At 67.3% G+C, this 4,903-nt stretch carries 3 protein-coding genes and 1 pseudogene; 2 read left to right on the plus strand and 2 right to left on the minus strand.

Translation table 11 applies throughout. The annotated features are described in order from the left end of the window. Positions 1–150 precede the first annotated feature (150 nt). The gene (locus tag ACIBJF_RS52080) at positions 151–1,389 is read right to left on the minus strand and encodes an FAD-dependent oxidoreductase (RefSeq protein WP_399184907.1); all 1,239 of its coding nucleotides are present in this window, start codon (positions 1,387–1,389) and stop codon (positions 151–153) included. A 272-nt stretch (positions 1,390–1,661) separates the two neighbouring features. Further along, positions 1,662–2,924: a xylan 1,4-beta-xylosidase gene (locus ACIBJF_RS52085; protein WP_399184908.1), complete on the minus strand. Its 1,263-nt coding sequence runs from the start codon at positions 2,922–2,924 to the stop codon at positions 1,662–1,664. A gap of 960 nt (positions 2,925–3,884) precedes the next feature. Between ACIBJF_RS52085 and ACIBJF_RS52090 the strand changes: the two genes are divergently transcribed. Together ACIBJF_RS52090 and ACIBJF_RS52095 are read left to right on the plus strand one after the other, a co-directional pair. Beyond that, entirely contained in the window at positions 3,885–4,655 is a 771-nt protein-coding gene (locus tag ACIBJF_RS52090) for a hypothetical protein (protein ID WP_399184909.1), read from the plus strand. A 114-nt stretch (positions 4,656–4,769) separates the two neighbouring features. Then, positions 4,770–4,903: pseudogene (locus tag ACIBJF_RS52095) on the plus strand (IS5/IS1182 family transposase); the annotation flags it as partial.

Consider the following 4,903-nt stretch of genomic DNA (forward strand, 5'->3'; position numbering starts at 1 on the left):
CCCGCGTGATGCTGGCCCGGGCAGGTTGGAACCCGGACGGTGCCGAGGGCGTAGGACCACCCGAGCCGCCGGCTCCGGTGGCGGCCTGAGCCGTAAATCCCCGCTCAGCCCTGGAGGGTGACGAATCCCCTCCCTCAGGGAGGGGAGCCTTCAAGATCGCCGGATACTTCCGGCCCCAGGACTCCTGGAACTCCAGGAACCGCTCCGTCGCCGCGTCCTCGCGGACACAGCGGCGGCCAGCCGCGGGGCCGCGAAGTTCGTACCGCACGTGAACCGCAGCAGCGGCCCGAAGGTCGCCGCCGCCTGCATGCCGGTGAAATACAGGCCAGGCACGGACGACTGCAGTCCGGCGTCCAAGGCCGGGAACCCGCCCGTACGTGCCAGTTCGCACCGCAACTCGGGACCGACGAAGTCCAGCGCGTCCAGGCGGACCCGGTAACCGGTGGCGGCCAGCACGTGGGCAGTCTCGATCGTGCGGGTCCGCCCATCGCCGTCCCGGGTGGTCAGGGTGACACCGTCACCATCGCGCTGGGCTGCGACGACGTGCTGCCCCAGATGCACCGGCACCACCCCGTCCAGGCGCGGCTTGAGCCACCAGGAACCGAACGGCCCCAGCACCCGCCGCACTAGCCTCAACCGGGTGGCCTCGGGCAGAAAACGGAAAGCCGCCGCCTGATGGACAAACGCGTACAGGCCCCAGGACCGCCCGAGAGGGGTGTCCGGCTGCCAGTGCGGCCCAGGCGTCGGTCCGGCCCCGAACACCAGATTGTGAGTGCGGGCGACGAGCTGGACACGTGCCCCGGCCTCGTGCAGCAGCGCCGCGCTCTCTTGCGCGGACTGCCCGGCACCGACGACGACCACGTCCCGGTCGGCGAACTTCCCGAGGTCGGCGTGCTGGGAGCTGTGCGAGACCAACCCTTCAGGGACGAGGGCGGACAGCGGTTCGGGCACGTACGCGAAGCCGTCCAGGCCGCTGGCCACGACGACGGCCGCCGCCCGCAGTTCCTCACCGGAGGCGAGCTTGAGACGGAAACCGTCGGCGTGACGATCGACGCCGAGCACCCGGACGTCTTCGACTTCTGGAACCCACTGTTCGGCGAACCACCGCCCGTAGCGGACGAACACCTCGACCGGCACCGGATCGTGTCCGGTCAGCCGGGTCTCCCCCGTCTGCCGGCAGTAGTCGTCCAGCGTGAACCCTTGCTTCGGCGCGGACAGCACCGACGCGCTCGGCGGCGACTTCAGCAGCATACCCGCGGGCATGTTCTCGGCCCAGCTCGCCATCGGCGAGCCGAAGACCCTGACATGCAGGCCGCGCGCCTTGAGATGCGCGGCAGTGGACAGGCCGTAAGGGCCTGCCCCGATCACGACGACCGTCGTGGATGACATGTGATTCCTCCCTGAGGCAGCTCGCGAGGCAGCGTTCGGGCGGTTCCGCCCGGGCGAGGCCGCGGCGATGGACTTCGTGTACGCCCACGACGACCCGGCCATGCGGCTGCCATGGCTGAGCAGCGACAATGGCCGACAACGTCACGTCGGCGAGGTCGTGGGGCGCCAGGGACATGAAGAAGGTGCAGTGCGTCCCGACGCTCGCGCCACCGATCCCGTCCTGGCGTCCGGGGTACGAGGTGGAGCGGGTCGGCGCGGGAGCCCCATGCGGCTCAGCGCGGGAGCCACTTCACCTCGTACGCCTTCATGTCGAACCGCTTACCGTCGACCTGGGCGCTGATCGTGCGGTCGAGGGTGTTCACCACGAGGACGACCTTGTCGGTGGCCAGGACCCGGACGTCGGGGGCGTCGTCCTTGGCCACCGGCACCGTCCGGTACTGCGTGCCCGGGGGGAACTCCTTGCCGAACCGGGATACCAGGTTGTACATGGGCAGCGGCTTGCCGCCCTCCGTGGCGAGGGTCGGCGTCCACATGCAGCCTGGGCAGTCGGTGCCATTCTTCTCCTCCGGATTCCAGTAGAAGCCCGAGGAGGCGCCACCCTTGACCATCGCGATCATTGCGGTGGCCTGCACGGCGACGCGGTGGCCCTCCGTCCAGCCCTTACGGTCGCCGTTGCCGTCGGCGGGCTCCACGTAGTACTCGGCCCACCACAGCGGCAGATCGTGGGTCTGCTGCCGCACCCAGGCACCGACGGCGTTGAACTTGTCGGTGGCGGCGAACTCGTCGGGCAGCAGGTGGTCGTCATTGGCGTAGCTGGAGCCGTCCACGACGACGAAGTCGGCGCCCACCTTGTTCTTGTTCCAGTAGTCGAAGGCGTCGAGGGCCTGCTGGTCCATGGCGCCCCAGGTGCCGCGCAGCGTCGTGGAGGCGTCCTGCTCCTGCCGCGGGTCGACGCTGTCCGTGACGAGGTACGGGCCACCCACCATGATCTCGGGGTTGACCTGCTTGAGCGCCTTGTACACGAGGTTGTACAGCTCGGTGTAGCCCTCGTAGTCCCAACGCGCCTTGGAGTTGTTCCAGAAGCCCTTGAACTCGTTCCAGACGACGAAGTGGCGCACGTCCGGATAGCGTTTGGCGACGGCGGCAGCGAGGGCGGCGAAGTCCTTGAAGTGATCCGGCGTCGGTGCGGTCTCCAGGGCGGACTGGCTCCAGTCGGTGTTGTCGGAGCCCGCCTGGCGGCCCTTCATCCAGTCCGGAGCGCAGCACAGCGTCACGACCGCGGTGCCGCCCGACTTACGTATGAAGGCGATACGGCGGTCCATCTCCTCGAAGTCGTAACGGCCCTTGACCGGCTCAGGATTGCCCGCGCTCCACCCCATGATGTGCTGGTTCTCCGGCATCCCGGATCCGGAGAGCAGGTCCTCGACGCGCTTGGTGGCGCTGGCTCTGCCCTCGTCGGCGCTGTACTGCGTGTGCGTGAAGCCCCAGCCGACGTCCGGTTTCGTCTGTGCGGGCGGAGTGGCCGACGTCAGCATCACAGACGCCACCGCCGCTGAGGCCAACGCGGCCAACCGCCCGTGCGGTCGTTGCGAGTTGTGTTTGTTCCTTTTTCTCGCACCGCTCCGTCTTTCTCTCACAAAGGTGAATGCTCGCCTGCAAACGCCGGAGGGAAGGCGAATACCTGGCATCAGAGGCATCGCGAACCAAATGGGCGCCGACCCTCTGCGCTCTTGAGCGCTAAAACCCTAACGCTCGGCCTGTACGCGCCGTTTGATTGCATGGTGGCGTGTTGAAGCCGTTCCTTCCAGCTTCCAATGGGTCACGTGGTGCAGCGAGGAACGGCTCCGCTCCGCCCTCGACCACCTACCGCCCGCTGAATACGAACACGACCACTGGCGGAAGTCGGAGCAAGCCCCGCGGTCCGCCTGAAACAAGATCACCGGACTCTACGAAACTCGGGGCATCCTCGTCGTCGCTGGTCGTCTACGCGATCACAATCTCGTTGGCCATGCAACTACCTCTCCTGCTCGGGTACCGCGACCCTACCCAGTCGTCCGGGGCACACCGAAAGTCGGTAGCAGCGGCGGCTCACTCGCCCGGGCGGGGCTTTCGGTGCCTGCCCGGCCGGCCTGGAGTGGCTGGGCACGGGGGTTTCCGTCCTCGGTGGTTCCTCATCTCGAGGGTGCAGGAGGCTTGAGCCTCAGCGAGGTTGGCCGCGAACTCGTGTAGCTCCCAGCGGTGATGGGTAGGTGGGTCCGGGTCGAAGATGATGTTGGAGGGCAGTTTGGCCGCGGCCCAGTCATAGACGCGCGGGTTGCAGTTGATCCACCCGCCAGGACTTCAGACGGGCCACTCCACACGCCACCGGGGCCCGGGCCGCAGAGAGCGAGCGGTTGACCGTTCGCTGTAGCGGGACCCTGCTCTGACACTGCGCGCGAAAACAAAGCCCGAGAGATAGCGTGATAAGGGGATCTCAGGGGGTTTGTGGAGGTGTGATGAGCAGAACACTCCTCGTAACCGTGGTGGGATCGAGCGCCGTGCTGCTGTGCGCCGTGTCAACCTGGGCCTCGGGTGGTGACGGCGACAACGGCATCGAGAAGAAGTCCCCGAAGGAGATCGCGCACCTTGCGGACCAGGCCTTCCGCTCCGCCCAATCCGTACACCTGAGAATCAGGGACTCGGGACCGGCCGCCTCGAGCGGCGACGCCGTCAGTGCCCTGGACTTCCGGCTCGACCGGGAAGTCAACTGTACCGGATCCTTCACGCTCGGTGACAAGGGCAGCGTACAGCTGGTCAAGCGGGGCGACGAGGTGTGGGTTAAGCCCGACGTGGCCTACTGGAAGTCCCAGTTCCCGGGCGGCAAGGGAACCAGGGCGGCGAACCAGATGAAGAACCGGTACGTCCACGGCAAGAACGACGACCCGGTGCTCAGGGAGCTGTTCGGCAACACGTCCCGGCTGTGCAACCTGAAGGGCTATCAGCACATCTCCAGCCGCCAGCATGTGCTCGGCGTGCGGAAGGACGGCACGACGACCGTCGACGGCATGAGGGCCGTACGGCTCACCGGCCGGGACGCGCACGGCACCGTGCTCGCGGAGTACGTCGCGACGCGGGGCAAACCCTATCCGATCAAGCTCACCGAGAAAGGCAAAGACATCGACCGGATCTTCCTCCTCGCGGACTACGACAAGCCGGTCCCCTCGGCCACCCCGTCCGCGAACCAGTCGGTGGACGCGTCGAAGTTGATCTGGATGCTGGGTCAGTGAGCTCTCTCAGCGTGGCCACTTATCGGGTGACGGGATCGGTGCCCGCAACGCACGAGCCTCCCCTGCCCTTGGGGGAGGTGTTCGAAGTCTCAACCGACAGCCACAGGAGCCGCGTTGGTTCCGTATTCTGCCGCACTCGACCTGCCCCACGCTCTGGTCGAGTGGGTCACCATGCTCGTCGTCACCCGCGAGGGTGACCGCCGCTGCAAGCTCCCACCGCACCAGCGTGCCCTGGTCGGCCTGGTGTA

Origin of the sequence: Streptomyces sp. NPDC050743 (genome assembly GCF_044456925.1) — a bacterium.
In the GTDB taxonomy this organism is placed as follows: Bacteria; Actinomycetota; Actinomycetes; order Streptomycetales; family Streptomycetaceae; genus Streptomyces.